Annotated in this window: 14 protein-coding genes and 2 pseudogenes; 1 reads left to right on the top strand and 15 read right to left on the bottom strand. The window is 60.4% G+C overall.

Features of this window, described 5'->3' with window-relative positions; genetic code table 11:
• Positions 1 to 29: 29 nt before the first annotated feature.
• Together msbA and P5704_016070 are read right to left on the bottom strand one after the other, a co-directional pair.
• Positions 30 to 1,844 (bottom strand): lipid A export permease/ATP-binding protein MsbA, encoded by a 1,815-nt coding sequence (msbA, locus tag P5704_016075; GenBank protein ID WOF81257.1) that lies wholly within the window; start codon positions 1,842 to 1,844, stop codon positions 30 to 32.
• A 303-nt stretch (positions 1,845 to 2,147) separates the two neighbouring features.
• Positions 2,148 to 2,429: pseudogene (locus P5704_016070) on the bottom strand (polymerase).
• Positions 2,430 to 3,112: 683 nt separating this feature from the next.
• On the opposite strand from P5704_016070, the gene P5704_016065 reads away from it, so the two are divergent.
• Positions 3,113 to 3,742: a toluene tolerance protein gene (locus P5704_016065; GenBank protein WOF77560.1), complete on the top strand. Its 630-nt coding sequence runs from the start codon at positions 3,113 to 3,115 to the stop codon at positions 3,740 to 3,742.
• Here the strand turns inward: P5704_016065 and P5704_016060 are convergent.
• The 13 genes and pseudogenes from P5704_016060 to waaF all read right to left on the bottom strand — a co-directional run bounded on the left by P5704_016060 (position 3,667) and on the right by waaF (position 17,083).
• On the bottom strand, positions 3,667 to 4,818 hold the full coding sequence (locus P5704_016060; GenBank protein WOF77559.1) for a glycosyltransferase: 1,152 nt from the start codon (positions 4,816 to 4,818) through the stop codon (positions 3,667 to 3,669). The two genes, P5704_016065 and P5704_016060, sit on opposite strands and share 76 nt — an antisense overlap.
• Positions 4,819 to 4,848: 30 nt before the next feature.
• Positions 4,849 to 5,712 carry a DUF6625 family protein gene (locus tag P5704_016055; GenBank protein WOF81256.1) on the bottom strand — a complete coding sequence of 288 codons (864 nt, stop codon included), beginning with the start codon at positions 5,710 to 5,712 and terminating at the stop codon, positions 4,849 to 4,851.
• A gap of 53 nt (positions 5,713 to 5,765) precedes the next feature.
• Positions 5,766 to 6,725, bottom strand: a complete 960-nt coding sequence (locus P5704_016050) for a glycosyltransferase (GenBank protein ID WOF81255.1) — start codon at positions 6,723 to 6,725, stop codon at positions 5,766 to 5,768.
• 21 nt (positions 6,726 to 6,746) lie between these two features.
• Entirely contained in the window at positions 6,747 to 7,568 is an 822-nt protein-coding gene (locus P5704_016045; GenBank protein ID WOF77558.1) for a hypothetical protein, read from the bottom strand.
• A 3-nt stretch (positions 7,569 to 7,571) separates the two neighbouring features.
• On the bottom strand, positions 7,572 to 8,723 hold the full coding sequence (locus P5704_016040; GenBank protein ID WOF77557.1) for a glycosyltransferase: 1,152 nt from the start codon (positions 8,721 to 8,723) through the stop codon (positions 7,572 to 7,574).
• Positions 8,710 to 10,464: a carbamoyltransferase gene (locus P5704_016035; protein ID WOF77556.1), complete on the bottom strand. Its 1,755-nt coding sequence runs from the start codon at positions 10,462 to 10,464 to the stop codon at positions 8,710 to 8,712. Before P5704_016035 ends, P5704_016040 begins: the two co-directional genes overlap by 14 nt.
• A 100-nt stretch (positions 10,465 to 10,564) precedes the next feature.
• Entirely contained in the window at positions 10,565 to 12,004 is a 1,440-nt protein-coding gene (locus tag P5704_016030; GenBank protein WOF77555.1) for a lipopolysaccharide kinase InaA family protein, read from the bottom strand.
• Between the two features lie 68 nt (positions 12,005 to 12,072).
• Positions 12,073 to 12,336 (bottom strand): annotated as a pseudogene (locus P5704_016025) (lipopolysaccharide kinase InaA family protein).
• Positions 12,333 to 13,070, bottom strand: coding sequence for a lipopolysaccharide kinase InaA family protein (locus P5704_016020; protein ID WOF77554.1), 738 nt, complete (start codon positions 13,068 to 13,070; stop codon positions 12,333 to 12,335). Before P5704_016020 ends, P5704_016025 begins: the two are co-directional and overlap by 4 nt.
• Positions 13,067 to 13,882 (bottom strand): lipopolysaccharide core heptose(I) kinase RfaP, encoded by an 816-nt coding sequence (rfaP, locus tag P5704_016015; GenBank protein ID WOF77553.1) that lies wholly within the window; start codon positions 13,880 to 13,882, stop codon positions 13,067 to 13,069. Before rfaP ends, P5704_016020 begins: the two co-directional genes overlap by 4 nt.
• A gap of 43 nt (positions 13,883 to 13,925) precedes the next feature.
• Positions 13,926 to 15,047: a glycosyltransferase family 4 protein gene (locus P5704_016010; GenBank protein ID WOF77552.1), complete on the bottom strand. Its 1,122-nt coding sequence runs from the start codon at positions 15,045 to 15,047 to the stop codon at positions 13,926 to 13,928.
• Entirely contained in the window at positions 15,047 to 16,048 is a 1,002-nt protein-coding gene (gene waaC / locus P5704_016005) for a lipopolysaccharide heptosyltransferase I (protein ID WOF77551.1), read from the bottom strand. The genes P5704_016010 and waaC overlap by 1 nt, the downstream gene beginning before the upstream one ends.
• Entirely contained in the window at positions 16,049 to 17,083 is a 1,035-nt protein-coding gene (gene waaF, locus P5704_016000) for a lipopolysaccharide heptosyltransferase II (GenBank protein WOF77550.1), read from the bottom strand. It lies immediately after the preceding gene.
• Positions 17,084 to 17,086: the final 3 nt, after the last annotated feature.

Genomic DNA, 17,086 nt, shown 5'->3' with positions numbered 1-17,086 from the left:
CGGCTCGCGCGCCCCAGCGGACACGCGGATCACGCCGGCTCGTCGTCTTTGAACTGCTTCTCGTGCAAACGAGCATAAGCACCGTTGGCCGCCAGCAGCTGCGCATGGTTGCCGCGCTCGACGATACGCCCCTGCTCCATCACCAGAATCAGATCGGCCTTCTCGATGGTGCTTAGACGATGGGCGATGACCAGCGTGGTGCGTCCACTCATGGCGTGGTCCAGCGCGCTCTGGATATGCCGCTCGGATTCGGTGTCCAGCGCCGAAGTCGCCTCGTCGAGGATCAGTACCGGCGCGTTCTTCAACAGCGCGCGGGCGATCGCCAGACGCTGGCGCTGACCGCCGGAAAGCAACACACCATTCTCGCCAACCAGCGTCTGGTAGCCTTGCGGCATCTGCTGGATGAACTCGTCCGCATAGGCATCGCGAGCCGCGCGCTGAATATTTTCCAACGGGGCACCAGCCAGATCGCCGTAGGCGATGTTGTTAGCAACAGTGTCGTTGAACAAGGTCACCTGCTGAGTCACCAGAGCGATATGCCGGCGCAGGTTGCGCAGCGTGTAGTCCTCGATATCCACACCGTCGAGCAGAATCTGCCCTTGATCGTGGTGGTAGAACCGCGGAATAAGATTGGCCAGGGTGGATTTGCCACTGCCCGAACGGCCGACCAGCGCGACCATCTGCCCCGGCTCGACATTGAAGCTGATGTCGTGCAGCACCTGCTTGTCGGTGCCCGGATAGACGAAGCTCAGCCCGTTGATCTCCAGGCGCCCCGCCACTCGCTCACGCTCCAGCGTACCGCCATCGACTTCCGAGGCCTCGTCCAGCTGCTCGAAGATGCTTTCGGCACCGGAAACACCCTTTTGTATGGTGGAACTGACCTCGGACAGCTGCCGGATCGGTTTCGGCAGCAGGCCGGCCAGGGTGATGTAAGCAACCAGATCGCCGGCAGAAGCATCGCCGCGCATGTACAGCACCAGAAACATCAGCACTGCCATCGCGCTGTAGATCACCAGTTGCAGCGTCGGCGTATAGACCGCATTGGTCTTGACCATGCGCAGCTGCTTGCCGGTGTTGTCCTGACTCGCGCCGAGAAAACGCGCCTGCTCGTAGGCCTCGCCACCGAAACTGCGCACGACCCGGTAGCCCTGGATGGTTTCCGAGGCCACATGGGTGACATCGCCCATCGCGACCTGGATTTTCTTGCTCTGCTTGCGAAATTTCTTGCTGGCACTGGACACCATCACCCCGATCACCGGCAGGATCGCCACCATCACCAGCGTCAGCTTCCAGTTCATCCACAGCAGCGTCGCGAACAGAAAGATCACCGTCATACCCTCGCGCACCACCACCTTGATCGCATCGGTCGCCGCTCCGGTGACCATGGTCACGTTGTAGGTGATGCGCGAGATCAGATGCCCGGAGTTGTGGCTGTCGAAGTAGCGATTGGGGAGCGTCAGCAGGTTGTTGAACAGCGCTACACGCAGGTCATGTACCAATCCCAGCGAGACGCGGGCGAGGAAATAGTTGCCAAGAAACGAACCGACACCCTGCAACAGCGCGATGACCACGATCAGCAAGGGCACCGCCTGCAGCAGCTTCAGCCCGGCCAGCCACTCCAGCTCGTTGAGATGAGGTACCTGGGCAAAAAAACTGGCGTCCGGGTTGTTCAGCCCATCGACGAAGAACTTGAGGATGTAGCCCAGCATGGGCTGCGTAGAGGCGAAGAGCAGGAAGCCGAGGATGCTGATTGCAAACAGGCTCCAGTACGGGACCACATAACGCAGCAACCGCAGGTAGATACTCAGACTGGATGTCGTGTCGGCTTTCCGAGGGCCACTCATAGGAGAATGCAGCCTGTCTGTCAAAGGCCTGGGATGGTAACACAGCGAGCTGGCCGCCCCTGCCCCCAGCGCCAGCCCCACTGGCAGCCAGGTTAGGAACCATTCCGGGCGAGGCGAATCCCAAAGATTCGCGCCATCGAACAACAACGCAAAGGTGCTGAAAAACCACATGCCCAACAATGCGCCGCCGAGAACGGTGGCTCGCTCACGCACAGCGATGACGAAGCAACGCAGCCAAACTGCCAGCCATAAAATGAGTCCGGGCAAGCCAAGCTCTACCGCAGCATGAGTAAACAGGTTGTGAGTGTGGTCGAATATGCGCCCCAGGGCTCCGACCTGATAATCGCTGCCCAACCCCAAACCTAACCAAGGCCGATCTCCGATCATCGCGAGACTTGCAGCGAATATTTCAGGGCGGTAGGAGGTGCCCCTGGCGACAACATAACTGCCGAACAACCAGTACCCCAACGCAGCCACGACCAGCAGCAGGAACGCAACGAACAAGTCGGCACGGCCGCTCCGCCAAGCAGGCATCAGCAAGATAGTCGCCAGCAGAGCAACCCATACGCCACGGCTCTGCGTCATCACGACAAAAGTGAACAGCGCCAACAAACCAAGCGCCCACACAATGCGCAGCATGGCGCGGCTGGGTGGCAAACAGAACCACCAAATCAGCGCTATACCGAACACGTATCCACCGATAATCGGATGGTCTAGCAGGCCATAACCCTGCATCCGCCAGGCCCAAGGCTTCGCCTCGATCCCATAACGCTGAACCAGCGCTACCAGCGCTGCAAGCGCCAGTCCCAAACCAGCCCACTGCAACACCGAAACGACGCGTCGTGGCTGTCGCATGAGGCATACCAGGCCCAGCAAAAAAAGCACCACGTATATCAGCCGTTTGACTTCGCGCGCAGGCTCCTCGGCGGCGCTCCAGAACGAGCTAACGGCAGCCCACGCAACCAGCGCGACCAATGCTGTCAGCAGCGACTTTTCCTTGCGCCAGAGGTCGAGCAGCACCGTACGACAGGACCAACAAGCCCACATGGCCGGCAGCCAGAAAAACACGATCAAGCCTTGTTGGTAAAATTTAGTCGTCGAAATCCAGGTTATGCCCAGCAGGAACCACACCAACCCCAGCGTTAGCCAGGTCAACCCTAAACGACGGCTATCCATACTACCCCTTCGGAAAACGGCGAATGCGCCAGCACCAGCGATGTTAGAATGCGCGCCTTGTCCCGACGTTCGCACACTGCTTAAGGCCAACCATGCATGTAAGCCAATTATGCCAGCGAGACTTGCAACAACTCACCCATAATGCGGCAATTCTCGAAGCGGATGGTCTGGGTCCCAAGGTCCTGCAGCTTGAGAGCGGTCTATTTCTAAAATTCTTTCGTCGAAAGCGCTGGCTTTCCTCGGCATTGCTGCGGCCTTATTCGCGTCGATTCGTCAAGAACGCCGAACGCCTCCAAGCCCTGGATATCGCTACGCTAAAGGTGCGGGCAATATACGAACTGTCGGATAAATCGGCGGACGCGGTGCTTTATGCCCCGCTGCTGGGCAGCTCGCTAAGTCAACTTGCAACGCAGCCTGGCTTCAGTTGGTCAACAATCCTGCCCAAGCTGATTGGATTCGTACGCGAGCTGCATCGCAAGGGTATTTATTTCCGCTCGCTGCACTTGGGAAATATTGTCCTTACTCCGCAAGGTTCGCTGGGGCTGATCGATATCGCCGATATGCGTTTCCTGGGCCGATCTCTACCGAACCATATGATTCGACGTAATCTGGCGCACTTCAAACGATATCTCGAACGTGAAAAATTTCAGAACGCCTTTCCGTTTTCGCAGTTCTGCGATGCGCTGACCGTTCCCGAGTCATCGGCCAGCAGCTCAACGTAACTCTTGCGGAACCGTTTCCAGGCCTGCTCCGATGCTAGGTGATTCCCCTGCTCGACGGCGAGCGATCGCCGATCCGAATCGAGCACATGCTCAATGGCGGTGACCCAGCCGGACACATCGTTCGGCGAGACGTAAATGCCCTTGACCCCCAACTGCTCGACGAAGACTGGCAGATCGCTGGCAACGACCGGCACATCCGCCATCACCGCTTCTTGCAAAACCAAACCCAACCCTTCACTGCGGGACGGAATCAACATCACATCGAACGCTTTATATAGCTGCGCAGCGTCCTGTCGATATCCCGCCAGCGTAACCATTCGGCCTAGGCTCAGGCGTCGGATACGTGACTCCAGTTCCGGTCGTTGCCTCCCTTCGCCCACGAGCACCAGGTGGATGTTTGTCCGCACGCGTGACAACTCACTCAGCACATCGAGCATGGGCAGAAAGCCCTTTTCCTCGACCAGCCGCCCAACCGTGCCCAGGACAATGCTTGCGCTATCAAGGCCCAGTCTGCCCCTGGCTTCGTCGCGAGAAATCAGTTCCTGCTTGAACGAATGCGGGTTTATCGCTGTTCGTGCAGCGAACACCGCTCTACCCAGCTTCGCGCCCAGAGATTCGGCGAGCGCCTCGGACACCGCGACCAGCCTCAGACGATGCGCAGCAATCGCGTCGAACAACTTCGGATCGCTCCGACGCATGCGGCTTTGCCCGTGGAACACGACGATGACCCGGGACTTAAGGTGCAATCTCGCCACCACCGGAATGATCAACCGAGCCACGCCAATGCCATCGAGCAACAACACTTTCGGATTGAGTCGCTCGATCTCGCGGGCAAGGTGCCGCTGCAACCACCACTGCGATAGTTTCCAGATGCCCCGACCTTTGAGCGCCCTCGAGCTCAGCCGCCAATGCAGCATTTGCCCGCAATCAGAGTTCCGCGCAGCCTCGCGCCCCATCAGCATCCAAGTGTGCATTTTTTCTCTTTCATCAGCCACTAGGGAAAGAATCTCCTCATGCACTCGATGAATGGAGGTATGCGCCTTGCCGGAAGACCACAAAATACTAAGGATACTCAAGCCGAATGCTCCAGCATGAGCACTCTGGGGTTAAAGCGAGCCATCGGTACTCGTTCTCCGTCCGATAACAGCCAGCCCGTCTAAAGCCCGAAACCCTTGTTCTGTAACGCACCACGATTGCTGAGCGGCAAGATTTTCAGGCTGCACCAGTGACTCGAGGGTACAGCCTGACCATTTGGCGTTCTTCCAGGTTATAAAATGGAAATAGGGGAAGTCTCGAGCGCCATCGCGGTTGTTGGTCAGCCGCCCATCGTTCCAGACCCAGCAATCGGGAAAATCGAAGCTACCGCTAAGCCATGGAACCCGAGCGTGCGGAGTACTGAACGCCTCGTTGAACTCGCTGCATCGACGCCACGGATTGAAGTGATCAGCCACCCGCCGAAGCGGCTCGGGCCAGTTTTTTCGTCGAATGAACAATCGGCTGAATGCCGCTTCGTCGAACGCATGGTGCCTGGGGTCTTCGAAACAAGCCTGCCAGCCAGGAACGCACATGAACGCCTGGCGCATACGCTCGTTATTACGCAGCAAACACAGATGTCCTGAAACGCGACGCGCGTGGGTGGACAGCAGATCGTATCGGGCGAGCCGATCCTCGGAAAAATAGCCGCGCAGGTCGCCGTATATGAGATCGATATCGCTGAAACCCCAGAAATCGAAGCCATCCAAATGGTCGGCGTGGATATGACCTAGCGCAGGCTTGATATCGCAGAGCTTGTAAGGATTGTCCGGCTTGAAGGAGATACCCAGGCGCTCGCTGACCAATTGACAGTAATCGGCAAACGAAATCGGCACGATCCGTACGTTATCCGGAAGGTCATCCGGCACTCCACAATCGCTGAAGAAGAGCCAGTCGATGCCCGCGTTCCGCTTACAGCTCCGCAGGAAAAACGGCATCCAGAACGGCCACCGGCCGAAATAGGGAATCAGCAAACGAATACGTGATGGATTCACTTAAACCTCCAGTACAAGCGCAGCCGATCCAACAGGCCCATCGGCGGATGATCGCGTAGCGGCCTATCCAAGGCCTGGACGATGCGCTGTCCGATGCGCGAGAAGCTGTATTCCCGCTCCGCCAAGGCCCTACCCGCCGAAGCAATGCGCGCCGCTAGGTCGAGATCGGAACGCAGCATCGCCAACTTGCTTCGCAGCTCATCGACATTGCGGTAAAGCACAAGGTTTTCCATATCGATGAAACCCAGCGCCTTGTTTTCTGCTTCGCCCTGATCCCACGCCAGCAATACACAACCACAGGCCATAGCCTCGAAGTTCTTGATCATGTATTCGCCCATGCCGACGTCGGCACTGACGAAGAAGCGAATGCGATTGAGGGTATTGCAATAGTCTTCACCAGAATTGGTGCGCGTAACGACCAGATCCTCAACTTTTGCCAGCTCATCGAGCAACGCCTTGCGCTCGCTATAGGCGCCGCTTTTGGTGCTGCCAACGAAGGCCAGTTCGATATCTCGCTCCCGCCCCAGATCGCGCAGCAATGCCTGGTCGTACCCCTTGGGCACGAAGACTGTATCGAAGCCTTCCTGGCGAAGCCGCTCGCTGACCATGTAACCGGAGCTGATCACACGCACCCACGGCAAACGCCGATAATGTGCGCTGAACTTTCCCGTGTACTTGCAGGCGATATAGTTTTGATAAGCGTCGTGCTCAAGTATCACCAGATTTGGCACGCTGCGAATAAACCCAACCTGCCGAATCTCCTGCTTGAAGCGTAAGAACAATACAATGCGGTCATACTGCTGCGGGTTTACGCTCTCGGAGAAGTAGCGCTTCAAATTGGCCTGCTCGTCACGACTCAGCCACCGCGTATCACACTCGCAATTATACGCAATACTTTCATACAAGCGGTCAAGCATGACGCGCTGCTCTTTTTGCACAAGTAGCAGAACTTTCAACATTGGACGATATTCCCTAAATCAGCCAAGCATACCGCCCTGCCGATACCGTAGTTTGTCGAACTGCGAGCGCAGGCGCGCCATCGGCAGCATGAAACGATTTTCCCGACGCCCCATGGAATGTTTGGATGAGAAAGATTCTTCGACCAACTCCCCATTCAATCCAACCCGGGATGCCCGCACATCAAGTGTGCGTACCAAAGCGCCGGACTCCGCCAGGGAGAAGCGCAGCAACCGCTCAGCATGCAGACCTCGCTGCTCCTGCAGACAGAAAGGGATCATAAGTTCTGCACGACGACCGTAAGCGCCATATACGTCCCGACCACAAACAGCAAAACGATCATTCAGACCATTCCACCATTGCCAATGAGGGATGAAGACCGCGCGGCTATCCGCTGCACAGGCGTTAAGCACGAACCTGGGCAAGGTGTCGTGATAGAGCAGGTCGGGACGTACGAAAAGCACGACGTCAGACTCAAATCCATCGACCAGCGCAGTTACCGCATGCAGAGAGTTCAATTGATGTATCAGATTGGAAACGGACTTGAAGTCGTCCCGCCATACATCGCCGTGCTTCTTGATCTCGTCGAAATCCCAGCATTTCAGACAGGCGCCAGCCGCCTCAAGACGCCCCTCCATACGAGCAAAAGGCAGATAATTGGACTCACCGATGAAGCCATTCTCTCCAGACCTCGGATTATTGACCGACTGGGGCTCGTAAAGGTGATAGTACGACCGCACCTGTGCATTACCGGGCAGGCGCTGATAGATGTTCTGCTCAATAGACGGGAAGCAGATAGAACTGTTGCGAGGAATACCAAAAAATGCGACTGCTATTCTCATGAATTATTCAACGTAAAAATGAACATGCCGCACTGAATCATCCGTGAAAAACGCTTTCGACAGAATTGTATTGAAATCACGCTGCGCACGCGCATCGGAAAAACGTTCGGTGAGATGCTCAAGGGTCGAGGCTGCCGATTGAGCCGAACCGGGATCCAGTTGTGCAGCTTTCACCAACTCGGTGGCTAAAGCAGCGCTGTCTCCCAACGGAAACAGCTTTCCGACGCCCTCGACCACTTCACGCCCACCACCGCAATCGGTGCAGACCACCGGCACCTTCGCCGCGATGGCTTCTAGCAACACCATGCCGAATGGCTCGTGGTCTGAGGTCAATACAAAGAGATCAAACGCTTTGAAGTAGCGCCTGCCGTGCCGCACATGCCCGAGAAACCGCACCTGATCGGCGATCCCCAGACTCTCGGCCAGTTGGCGAAGCGGCGCTTCCAGCCGACCGCTACCCATTATCGCAAGCAGGCTACCGACGGGCAGTCGTGGCAGTGCCTGAGCGAATCCTCGGATCAAGGTGGCCTGATCCTTATCTGGGTGCAAGCGACCGGCATTGCCAACCACCCAGGCATCCAGCGGCAGTTGCAGCGCTGTGCGGGCGCCGAGGCGAGAAATCTGCTCGGTCTGCACGGCGGCGACGTCGATGCGATTGTAAAGAGTTTCAACGCGCGTGCTTTCCCAGCCGGGGAGGTCGGCACGCATCTCGTCACGCACCGCATTGGAAACGCCGAGTAGCAACAAGCGCGCACGAAAATGATTGACGAACCAGCGCCGCATGGGCCGGTTATAAACGCCGAAGGCGTGGTGCACGCCGATCACCGGCAGTCTGGTCGCTAGCAGCGCGATGTAGATGGGCTTGAAGCGATGGGCGATGCACAATCGGAAATTGCGACCCGCAACTATCTTACGCAATTTGCGTATGGCACCGAGCTTGAGGCCCCGCACATGCCGGCTATCATAGCCAAGAAACACGACGTCATCGGAAGCCGAGCCTTGCACTACCTCTTCACTCGGCGCCCCCGTCAAATAAACCGTGCAGACCTTGTATTGCGTGCCGGCAAAAAGCACCGCGTACTGTCGTGCGCAATCGAGAAAAGGGCCGTCATAGCCATGACAGAGCTGCAGCACCCACCGCTCAGCTGGGCTCATGCCGGCTCATCCCATCCTTCACCACCAACACATCCTCCATGATCAGATACTGCAGATCCGACCCAAAGAACATATTCAGCGCATCGGTCGGCGAGCAGATCATCGGTTCGCCGCGGCGATTGAGAGATGTATTCAAAGACACGCCGTTGCCGGTGAGCTTTTCCAGCTCGAGCATCAGGTCGTACCAGCGCGGATTGTATTCGCGCTTGAGCACTTGGGCGCGAGAGGTGCCGTCCTCGTGGACGACTTCGCCGACGCGCTCTTTCCAGCCTTCGTTGACTTCGAAGGTAAAGGTCATGAACGGGCTCGGGTGGTCGACCTTGAGCATCTGCGGCGCGACTGTGTCGAGCATCGACGGGCAGAACGGCCGCCAGCGTTCGCGAAACTTGATTTGCTCGTTGATCCGGTCGGCCACGCCCGGCACGCTGGGACAGCCGATTATGGAGCGACCGCCGAGGGCGCGCGGGCCAAATTCCATGCGGCCCTGAAACCAGGCGACCGGATTGCCGTCGACCATGATCTTGGCAATGCGCTCGGGCACGTTGTCGATCTTCTGCCACGCGGGCTTGTTAGGGTGGCGCGCGCAGGCCGCGATGACGTCCTCGTTGCTGAAGCTCGGACCGAGATAGACGTGCTCCATCTTTTCCACCGGCACGCCGCGCTGATGGGAGATGTAGGCAGCAGCACCGACCGCAGTACCAGCGTCGCCTGAGGCGGGCTGGACGAACAGTTCCTTGACCTCTTCGCGGGCAATGATCTTCTGGTTGAGCTTGACGTTCAGTGCGCAGCCGCCGGCGAAAGCGATCTTGCCGGTTTCGCGGATGATGTCGCCCAAGTAGTAGTCCATCATCTCCAACGCCAGCTTCTCGAACAGCGCCTGCATACTGGCGGCGTAGTGGATGTATGGATCGTCGGCGATGTCGCCTTCGCGCTTGGGACCGAGCCAGTCGATCAGCTTGGGCGAGAAGTAGTAGCCCTTGCCGTTTTCCTTGTAGCGCCGGAAACCGATAACGTTGGCGTAATCGGTATTGATGATCAGCTCGCCGTTCTCGAATTTCGCCAGGCGAGAGAAATCGTACTTGGCCGCGTCGCCGTAGGGCGCCATGCCCATGACTTTGAATTCGCCATCGAGCATCTCGAAGCCGAGGTACTCGGTGATCGCTCCGTACAGGCCGCCCAGCGAATCCGGATCGTAGAATTCCTTGATCTTGTGGATCCTGCCGTTCTCGCCCCAGCCGAAGAACGTCGTGGCGTACTCACCCTTGCCGTCGATGCCCATGATCGCGGTCTTCTCGGTGAAGCCGGAGCAGTGGTAGGCACTGGAGGCGTGGGCCAGGTGGTGCTCGACCGGCTGCAGCTTGACCTTTTTCAGATCGAAGCCAAGCTGCTGCAGGCACCACTGGATGCGCTTCTTGTAGCGATAATAGCGACGGTTGCCCATGAGAATGGCGTCGAGCGCGCGGTCCGGGGCGTACCAGTAGCGCTTGGCATAGTGCCAGCGGGCTTTCTCGAAAATGCTGATGGGCGCAAAGGGAATCGCCACCACGTCGACGTCGCTCGGCTTGATGCCGGCCTGCTCCATGCAGAACTTGGCGGACTCGTAGGGCATGCGGTTCTTCGCGTGCTTGTCGCGCACGAAGCGCTCCTCCTCGGCAGCAGCGATGAGCTTGCCGTCGATGTAGAGGGCAGCGGAAGGATCATGGCTGAGGGCGCCGGAAAGGCCGAGAATCGTCAATGCCACGGATGAAAGCCTCTTGAAAAGCGAGCTGAACGCCTGAAGCCGGAGGCTTGAAGCAACAGCGGATGTTTAGTTCAGCTCCGCAGAGCGTGTTCTTCCAGCTTCAAGCATCGGGCTCCAAGCTGTCCTTCGGTATTCGTTCGGCCAGTAGCCGATGCAGCGCAGAATCTGACGGCCAGTTGCGCAGAAAACGTGCGCGATCACGCGTATAGGCGCGACTGAAGCCCGCCTCGCTGCGGTGCTGCTGCGCAGCATCCAGATCGATCAGCGTCCAGCGCCCCTGATTCCAGAGCAGGTTGGTGCCCTTAAGATCACCGTGGCTGATGCGCTCGCGACGTAGCGCGGCGAACAACTGATCAAGCGCCAGCAACTCGATTTCGGGCGGCGAACCGGCGAGGTATGGCTGAAAACGCGCAATTATATCCTCGCCGCCGCTGTATTCGGTAATCAGATAGCTGCGTTGGCGCAGGCCCAGCCAACGGCGCTCCAGCATGGCCAGCGGTCGTGGCGTGGCGATGCCAAGAAAATCCAGGCGATTTCCCTCGACCCAGCTGTGCCAGGCACGACTGGGCCGCCAGCAGCGACGCAGCCAGTGGCCCAGGCCCTTTATGTTGTAGCGCTTGATGACCAGCGGCCGGCCGGCTGTCTCGATCAGCGCCACGCTGGCACTGCCGCCCCGCTTCATTGCACGTCCCGACTCGAGCGCCATATCCGGCGCGTCCAGCAGACTCTCCAGTACAGTCGCCTCGCTGCGACGAACGATGCGTAGCTCACTCAGGCTGCGCCTTGCGCTGAACAGCGAGCAGTCGCGGCCAAGCTTGCCGAGATAGTCGCGCAGTCGCCAGCGACGTACGCCTGCGATCTCCCGCAGCAGAGCCTCCAACGGCAGGGCATGCTCGCCGTTGACCAAGATGTAGTGCACCAGCAGTTCTTCGATGTACGGCTCCAGACCAGCCGGCAGCTGCGCGAAGAACACGCCGAGGTTAGCCAGTACCTTATCGCGTGCCAGCGGCTGGCCCGGAGTCTGCGCCTGAATGCCGCCGCCATCGATGATGAAGAGATGGCCATCATGTCGCAGCAGATTGTCTAGGTGGAGATCATCCTGCCACAGGCCGCGCGCGTGTAGTTGCGCGATGGCGCCCAGTGCTTCCCCCAGCACCATCTGCTGGAGATCGGACAACGGCGGTTCGTGCTCCACTGCCCGCCAGGCCTGCTCCAGACTTTCGGCGCCGACCAGGAAGTCGAAGAGCAGCCAGCCACCCTGCCCGGCCTCGAAGCCCTCAGCGAGCAACGCCGGAGTGATCATGCCCTGCTCGGCCAATAAGCGAGCACCTTGGCGCTCGCGCTGAAAATGGCGCTCGGCCTTAGCGCCGACCAGCAGCTTGGCCAGCACAGTACGCCCCTGCCATTCGGCCCGACCTACATATCGCTGCCCCGGCAGTACACGCAGCCACTGCAGCATGCGCAGTTCGCCGGCCGGCAGCAGGAGTGTCAGAGGTAATGTTGGCGAGCGGCCGCCACGGGTGAGATCCGTCAGTACCATATGCTTGCCATCCTGCACTGCTGGCGGCCGGCTATCATCTCCAGCCTGGGGTCGTTAGTCGCATCACTCCGACACCGCTGGATATTGCGAAATTCGCAAGCAACGGTCAGCTCGCCGAACGGATGGCGCAGGCTGTGGGTCAGGTAGTTGCTCTGTCGCTTCAGGTAATAGGCCGTATCGCCCAACTCCAGGCGAAACACGCTACTCCAGCCGCCGCGACCGGTATTGGGCATATCGACCGATTCGAGCTGCACGGCCCAGAGTGCATCGAAGCTGGCCAGGCCGTGCGCCTTGAGCAGGGGCCGATCAGCGACAGAAAAAAACTCGTTCATTCGCGCCCCTCGAAATACTCCAGCACCTGCGCGATCAGCGCTCGATCAGTCGGTATCAGCCGCCCACGCCGCTGGTACTGCAGGTAGAAGCGCAGGCGCTGGGTGCGACTCAAATGGTACTTGGCCACTTTGTCCAGGCAGGCCAGATCCTTGATGATGCGCCGCCGCAGGAAAGGCCCCCACCAGAAGTTGCCCGAGGGGCAGTCGATCAGGAACAGCTCGCCGTCCTCATTGATCAGCAGGTTGCGCCATTTCAGGTCGTTGTGGGCGAAATGATGGTCATGCAGGGTGCGGGTGGCGTGCGCCAGTTGGCGACTGATACGCGCGACCCAGTGGGGATCGCCAAGACGGGGGTCGTTGTTCGTCGCCATTGCCGCCATGTCGACGGTATTGGGCACCTCCAGCGTGATCAGCGCCCCGCGCAGGAATACGCCGCCGCGACGCTCCATGCCCCACGCCACCACCGGCGCGACAGGAATACCCCAGCGCGCAAAGTGCCGCAGGTTCTGCCATTCGGCCTTGACCCGCGGCCGCCCGAGAAAGCGCCGCAGCCCTTTGCCGGCAGCCCAATAACGTTTGACGTAATAGCGCAAACCGCCGCATTCGACGCGAATCACTTCGGATAACGGATCGCGGGCAATCGCCTCGCCGGTCAGCGCGAACACCGTCGGCAGATCGGCGAACGCCGAGGCTGCCTCGACGGGCATGCCGGTCGCGAGCTGCCAGCCACTCACGCCTGTGCGCCCGGTGCGTACCTGCGCGCATAGCGACTGGATAGCCGCTCGGCCTTGCGCTGCAGCCAGGCGAGCAGACGCGCCTCGTCGTGCAGGATGTCGCGCAAGGGCCGCTGAAAATAGCCGCGCAGAAAGCGCAGCCTATCGCCGCGCGTCAGGCCAATGCCCAGCGCCGAGAAGTACAGCCCGGCCAGATCCTTGTCGCGCCAGCGGCGCGGTGTCTGCGCTCGGGTCTGGGCACGGTGCAAGTCGATCAGCGACAGGCGGAAATCACTTGCTATCACCGGTTTGTCGGTATGCAGCAGAAAGTGGCAGATGTAGAAATCGCGATGATTGACGCCGGCGCGATGCATGGTGCCGGCCATGCGGGCGACTTCGGCGATAAGGGCGCGCTTGAGCGACGGTGCCGGTGGCTGTTCCAGCCAGTTGGCCGTGAAGTCCTCGAGGCTGACGGTCGGGGCCAGTTCTTCGGTGATGATGAACGAATGCTGGCTGGCCGGATTGGCTCCGCGCTCGCCGTAAGCCACCGCGGTCATGGTCGGCACACCCACTTCGTGCAACCGCTGGATCGCTCGCCATTCCTGGCCAGCACCGAGAACGGGCGCCTTGGCGGTAAGCAGGTTCTTGGCGATCTCGCCCCAACCGATACCGCGATGAATCTTGACGAAGTAGCCCTGCCCTTCGACTTCTGTACGCAGCGTGCGTCGCCCCTCCAGCTCGCGGTACACCTGCCCGTCGAGACGCTCGACTTCGACGAACGGGTCCTCGCCGTGCCAGAGGCTTTTGAACGGCTCCAATAGCATCAGGCGCATGGAGCCTCCGCCAATCGGCAGGGCGCTGACCGAGCTGCAGCGCTCATGCGCTTGCCCCGAGAATCACGTCTGCCGCCTTCTGCGGCATCGAATAAAGGTCCGCCGTGTCGGCGAACGTCAGCGCATTGCGACTCCAGACCGCGCGCTGCTGATCATCGGCCAGCATCTGCACCAGCATCTGGTCGAGCACCTGCTGCTCGAAGGGGCTGGGTACCACGCGACCGCAGTCGGCGTCGGTAATGTAGTGCGCATAGCCACATACATCGGTGACCAGCACCGGCAGCCCGGCGACCAGCGCTTCCAGCAGTACGGTACCGGTGTTCTCGTTGTAGGCTGGGTGGATCAGCAGATCGGCGCCCAGCAGGAACCGCGGTATATCGCTGCGCCCCTTGAGGAATTCGACCATGCCGGAAACGCCCAGCGTCTTGGCCTGCAGCTTGAACGGCTTGGGATCGTCCTGGCCGATCACCAGCAGCCGGGTGCGCTGACTCAGTTCGCGCGGCAATGCGGCGAGCGCCTTGAGGCTGCGGTCCAGACCCTTGGTCTTGAAACCGGAACCGATCTGCACCAGCAGCAGCTCCTCGGGCCGCACCTCGAATTCCTCGCGAAACTCGGTACGGATTTGCGCGGCATTGGCCGGCGCGCGGCGATCCTGGGCGATGCCCGGCGGCAATAGGTGAAAGCGTTCGGCGGGCGTGCCGTAGTGTTTGACGAACAGCGGCTGCTGTACCTCGGAGATCATCAGGATTTCGGTCTTCGCCTCGGGCGCAAACACCGCGCGCTCGTACTCGGCGAAGTGCTTGTAGCGAGCCCAGCGGCGGTAGATCGGATTGCGCAGGGTCTGCGCCTTGTCCTCGAAGCAGGGGTCGGCGGCGTAATACACATCGAGTCCCGGCATCTTGTTAAAGCCGATCACCCGGTCGACCGGCCGTTTGGCCAGATCGGCCTCGACCCAGGCAGTGAAACGCTCGTTGCGGGTGTGGTTGAACAGCGCCTTGACCGGCGCGATCAGCACCTCGAAGCCTTCGGGCACGTCACCTTCCCAGATCATCGCGTAGACGCGGATTGAATGGCCGCGACGCTGACATTCGAGGGCAATGCGCATGAAATCGCGCTGCAGCCCGCCGAAGGGGAAATACTTGTAAAGAATGAACGCCAGTTGCATCAGACGGACTCCGGGGCCCGCAGCAGGGCTTTCAGTTCGGTGACGACACGCTCGGGGCGCAGATCGTCGAAACAGGGCTTGTGCCGATCACCGCGACCGGCGTTCGGTCCGCCGGCGCACAGGTGCACCTGCGAGCGCCCATAGGCGCCGACCCGCCCGGGCAGGGTCGGACCATAAAGCGAAATGCTCGGCACATCCAGCGCCGCGGCCAGATGACCGAGGCCGGTATCCACTGCGACACAAGCCCGCGCACCAGCGATGACCCGTGCAACACCGGCCAGATTGAGCTTCGGCAGCACCGCGGCGTTGGCCACACCGCTGACGATGCGTTCGGCCCGCGCCTTCTCTTCGGCATTGCCCCATGGCAGGCGGATCGCCCAGCCGAAATCGCTCATGCGTTCGGCCAGTTCGCGCCAGTAGGTTTCCGGCCAGTGCTTGCTCGGCCAAGTGGTGCCGTGCAGAAACAGCAGATACGGCTGATCGCTGGGCGCGGCCATCTGCTCGCGATTCAGGCCGTAGTCGGCAACATCCTGCGGCAGCGGGTAACCGAGCGCCTGAGCGAACAGCTGACGCACCCGCTCCAGCGCATGCTGCTCACGCGGCACGGCATAGCACCGATCATAGAAGCGTGTCGCCAGCGGCTCGCGGGCCGAATCGTGGTCCAACCCGGCGACCGGCGCCTTGACGTAGCGGGTCAGCCAGGCGCTCTTGAGCAAGCCCTGGGCGTCGATCACCAGGTCATAACGACTTTCGCGCAAGCGCGCCTTGAAGCGTCGCCACTCGCCGCTGCGCAGGGTATTGATCGGATGTTTGCGCCAGCGACGAATCGCCACCGGAATCACCTGCGCCACCGCTGGATGCCAGGCCGGGATCTCGGCGAAGCCCTCCTCCACGACCCAGTCGACCTGGATGCCAGGCAGCGCCCGCTGCGCATCGGTCAGCGCCGGCAGGGTATGCACGACATCGCCCAACGACGAGGTCTTGACCAGCAGGACCTTCAATCAGCGCACCTCAACTGACTGCGGGGCCAGGCGATCCAGCGCCTCGATCACCGCGCGCGGCTTCAGCTCGCGCATGCAGTTGTTGTGGCCGAAGCGGCAGGTGCGTTCAAAACAGGGGCTGCAGTCGAGACCCAGCCGCACAACCTCGACCTGCTCGGAAAGCGGCGGGGTGAAGGCCGGTGACGTCGAGCCATAGACTGCAGCCAGAGGCCGGCCCAGCGCGGCTGACACGTGCATCAGGCCGGAGTCGTTGGACACCACTGCGTCAGCGCAGGAGAGCAGATCGATAGCCTCGGCCAGGCTGGTCTCGCCGGCCAGGTTCACCGCCTCTTCGCGCAACCCAGGAATCAATCGCGCGAGGATTTCCTCGCCCACCGGGTGGTCGTTTTTCGAGCCGAACAGCCAGACCTGCCAGCCCTCGCGAATCTTCAGCTCGGCGACCTTGGCGAAGTGCTCGGCCGGCCAGCGCTTGGATTCGCCGAACTCGGCGCCCGGACAGAGCGCCAGTACCGGACGATCCAGACTGAGGCCGAAACGTGCCAGTGCCACATCGCGAGTCACGGGGTCGATACGCAGCGAAGGGTTCGGATACGGTCTGGGCAACTCGGCGCCCGGCTCGAACGCCAGCGCCATGAAGCGTTCGATCATCAGCGGATAGCGTTGTTTGTCGAGCTTGCGCATGTCGTTGAGCAGGCCGAAGCGCATTTCGCCGCGCCAGCCGGTGCGCTTGGGAATACCGGCGAAGAACGGCACCAGCGCCGACTTCAAGGAATTGGGCAATAGGATCGCCTGCTCATACTGACCACGCAGGCTCTGCGCCACCTTGCGCCGGGTCGCCATGTCGAGCACGCCGTGCCCGACCGGAAAGCTCAGCGCCTGGCGTACCTCGGGCATGCGCTCGAGAATCGGCCGGCTCCACTCGGGCGCCAGCACGTCGATCTGGCAGTCGGGATGGCGCTGTTTCAGGCAGACGAACAACGTCTGCGCCATCACCATGTCGCCAACCCAGCTGGGTCCCACAATCAGAATATTCATAAG

Origin of the sequence: Pseudomonas sp. FeN3W, assembly GCA_030263805.2 — a bacterium.
In the GTDB taxonomy this organism is placed as follows: Bacteria; Pseudomonadota; Gammaproteobacteria; order Pseudomonadales; family Pseudomonadaceae; genus Stutzerimonas; species Stutzerimonas stutzeri_G.
Note: the sequence above shows the minus strand (reverse complement) of the source record. Positions and strands in the feature narration are given on the sequence as shown.

Bases quoted from the DNA above. Each gene is read 5' to 3' on its own strand.
- rfaP (WOF77553.1), bottom strand. From the start codon at position 13,882: ATGCGCCTGATGCTATTGGAGCCGTTCAAAAGCCTCTGGCACGGCGAG.
- P5704_016040 (WOF77557.1), bottom strand. From the start codon at position 8,723: ATGAGCCCAGCTGAGCGGTGGGTGCTGCAGCTCTGTCATGGCTATGAC.
- P5704_016055 (WOF81256.1), bottom strand. From the start codon at position 5,712: ATGCCGTTTTTCCTGCGGAGCTGTAAGCGGAACGCGGGCATCGACTGG.
- P5704_016045 (WOF77558.1), bottom strand. From the start codon at position 7,568: ATGAGAATAGCAGTCGCATTTTTTGGTATTCCTCGCAACAGTTCTATC.
- msbA (WOF81257.1), bottom strand. From the start codon at position 1,844: ATGAGTGGCCCTCGGAAAGCCGACACGACATCCAGTCTGAGTATCTAC.
- P5704_016030 (WOF77555.1), bottom strand. From the start codon at position 12,004: ATGGTACTGACGGATCTCACCCGTGGCGGCCGCTCGCCAACATTACCT.
- P5704_016065 (WOF77560.1), top strand. From the start codon at position 3,113: ATGCATGTAAGCCAATTATGCCAGCGAGACTTGCAACAACTCACCCAT.
- waaF (WOF77550.1), bottom strand. From the start codon at position 17,083: ATGAATATTCTGATTGTGGGACCCAGCTGGGTTGGCGACATGGTGATG.
- P5704_016010 (WOF77552.1), bottom strand. From the start codon at position 15,047: ATGCAACTGGCGTTCATTCTTTACAAGTATTTCCCCTTCGGCGGGCTG.